The 2576-nt window shown below is 47.2% G+C and carries 4 protein-coding genes; all 4 read left to right on the plus strand.

Annotated features, from left to right (window positions below):
* Window positions 1-334, plus strand: a 334-nt coding sequence (locus tag Q0X25_RS08390; protein ID WP_298581216.1) for a ParA family protein, incomplete at its 5' end; no start/stop codon positions are given.
* Complete coding sequence (locus Q0X25_RS08395; protein ID WP_298581219.1) at window positions 327-611, plus strand: hypothetical protein; 285 nt, start codon at window positions 327-329, stop codon at window positions 609-611. The genes Q0X25_RS08390 and Q0X25_RS08395, both read left to right, overlap by 8 nt.
* 68 nt (window positions 612-679) lie before the next feature.
* A complete protein-coding gene (locus tag Q0X25_RS08400) occupies window positions 680-943 on the plus strand; it encodes a hypothetical protein (protein WP_298581221.1) in 264 nt (87 codons plus the stop codon).
* Window positions 944-1494: 551 nt separating this feature from the next.
* On the plus strand, window positions 1495-2094 hold the full coding sequence (locus Q0X25_RS08405) for a hypothetical protein (protein WP_298581224.1): 600 nt from the start codon (window positions 1495-1497) through the stop codon (window positions 2092-2094).
* Window positions 2095-2576 lie beyond the last annotated feature (482 nt).

Consider the following 2576-nt stretch of genomic DNA (forward strand, 5'->3'; position numbering starts at 1 on the left):
CACCCATAAGGTTTCGTCGGCAGCGTCAGATGTGTATAAGAGACAGGATCTGGTGATCGTCCCGATGATTCCGTCTTTGTCTGACCTTCATCAGACTCGGCAAATCGCGAGCGTTGTAAAAGATACTCCGCTCGCCATCCTTATTGTTGCTGCTAATGCGAGCGCTAAAGCACCCCAGCAGCTTAAGGATTCACTCATCGAGGAAGGGTATGCAGTCTTTCCCACAATGATTCCTCAGAGAGAAGACATCCGTAAAGCTTTTGCAGGTCAACCAGGTGATTTACATGGTTACCAGTATATTTGGGAGATGATTAAGGAGGCTATGAATGTCTAAAGACCGCGATGAATTCTCTAATCGCCTGGCCCGAGCCAACAAGGTCACTCATGAAAAGACGTCGATCCGAGAGATAACTGGTGAGGATAAACTCGCGGATAACTCTCAAGGAAAGAAAGCCCCTGCCAAGTCGCCGTCTTATCGTGGACTCAGCATCTACGTTGATAATGATCTATGGGACTGGGTAAAACGTGAGTCGTTCTATAAAGATGAGTCTAAAAGCTCCATCGTGGTGAGGATCCTAGAGAAGTACGCTCGTTCTCACCCCAATAATTAGTACTGTACTACAGTAAACATTACTACATTAAACTGTAGTACATTGTCACAAAAAGGAGGGGAGAACAGGTGTTTCATGAGTTTGGTGTTCCCATTATTGTCACGGTTGCGCTCATTATTGTCCTTCGCCTGGTTCGTGGACGGTCACGCGTCTTGCGCTTGCTAACGTGGACGGTTGCTGTTGTGGTCGGTATCGTTTACCTCCTTCCTCGCGTGGTCTTCCTTGCAATGCTGCTGTTCGCAATTCTTTTTGTCGTGTACGCGCTACCGTTTGTGGTACTCGGAGCACAGAGCTTCGGCCCACCAATAGATCGTGACTGGAAATCTTTTTAGCGAAACCGGTCGTGGGGTCATATCGAGCAGACAATTACAGCAAGGCACGGGCTGTCGGCTACGATCTTCACGGGGTTCCCCAATGTGAAATGGGTCCCTACCAGCACCTAGTGCTGAATCAAGTTATGTACTCCCATAGTGGGCATTCCTGGTTGCTTACTATGGGAGCTTTTGTTTGTGCCTAAAGACTCAACAAGGTCATATGGTAGGACACGGCTTCAACGCTGTGACCTGCAGAAATAAAGCATGGGGGTGTGAAAATGCCCGTTCTGAACGGGTAGAGCAGCTTCTGATAGCGCCTCAATAAGCTAACAGGGGATTCATGTTTCCTACTCATCGGGTAGGACACATCACGGGGAATCTAACTGCACAAACTCCGCGTTTTCTGGGCATTTACTCTCTTAGCTCAGAATCTTTGGCTAGTTCAGTTGTGTCCTGTGACACAATTTCTGCACGTAGCGTTCGTATGCTGCCGTCTTATCAAAGCCAATATATATCTACCTGAGGTGATATAATTATGGTGTCTGACCTGCATATTTAGAGGTGTTTTAATGGTTGGTGAGTACCGTTTCGGCGACGGTTTTATCAGTGCTAAGGAGCTAGCTCACCAACTCGACATCTCTCCTCGAACAGTACGACGACGTTACGCACAACCTCGTGCTACATGGGAGAAACAGCAAAGTCTTAAACAGTCAGTCACTGATGCCTCTCTGCTGCAGTATTGGACGTATGGAGTCCCTTGGGACCTAATCGCTGCCGAACTGTCTATTTCCCCTCGTAGCGCTATGAATCGAGTGCGGAAGATTCTTCGCACTAAAGATGATGAAGTTTCGCATGAACAAAAGCAACACCAACAGAAACTTCGTTCTTTCGTCATGAAATACCGTCGTTACGCAGGACTAACTGCATCGTCTGCCAGCGCTGGAGAGCGTAAATGGGCCTCTATCTTCGGTATTGATAACTGGTGGTTTCCGTTCCCCAATGATTCTTTAGAAGGCCAGGAAGCACTTCGTCTCATAGCTTTTCCTACAGATGATGGGAATCCAGATGAAGTCCTTTTTTCCTTTGCTTTAGCACCAGAGCACAGGGCAATGAGCTCAAAAGAACTCTTCCCCGCATTCCATCTTGGCAGGGAGCACAAAGATGGATGATCGTAGTTACAGTCGTTTTTGCCGCATAAAGGATAAATTTAAAGGATTTATATAGGGGATAGTCGAATTTGCGCAGGTCAGAGTAGCTAAATCAGTTATTCCAAATGCGTAAATGCCCGCTGGCAAATGCGTAAATGCCCGTACTTGTCGATGAGTGCCCCTTTGGACACTGACTGATAGCGCAGGTGAGAGATAGTTTTTGTACGTTATCCACAGATAGTGGTGAAAATGCGTAAATGCCCGCTGTGGTGGACTGGTATCCACAGATTTTCAAGGAAATGCGTAAATGCCCGCAGAAGTGGTGCTAGTTTCTGTTACAGCCAAGTGCGATACTAAATAGAGCGCAAGCCCTCCATCTTGCGGTGATGGAAGGGCCTGCTGACCTTTCCGTTTTCTCCACAACAGAAAGATCTGGTTTCGATGGTAGCGAGCGATTCTTCGACAAACAACAAGAATACTGAAGTAACACCCAGTTCTCCTGA

Origin of the sequence: uncultured Olegusella sp., assembly GCF_947253395.1 — a bacterium.
In the GTDB taxonomy this organism is placed as follows: domain Bacteria; phylum Actinomycetota; class Coriobacteriia; order Coriobacteriales; family Atopobiaceae; genus Olegusella.

What these genes read in the sequence shown, in the direction of transcription:
- Q0X25_RS08395 (WP_298581219.1), top strand. Translation starts at nt 327, where the DNA reads ATGTCTAAAGACCGCGATGAATTCTCTAATCGCCTGGCCCGAGCCAAC.
- Q0X25_RS08405 (WP_298581224.1), top strand. Translation starts at nt 1,495, where the DNA reads ATGGTTGGTGAGTACCGTTTCGGCGACGGTTTTATCAGTGCTAAGGAG.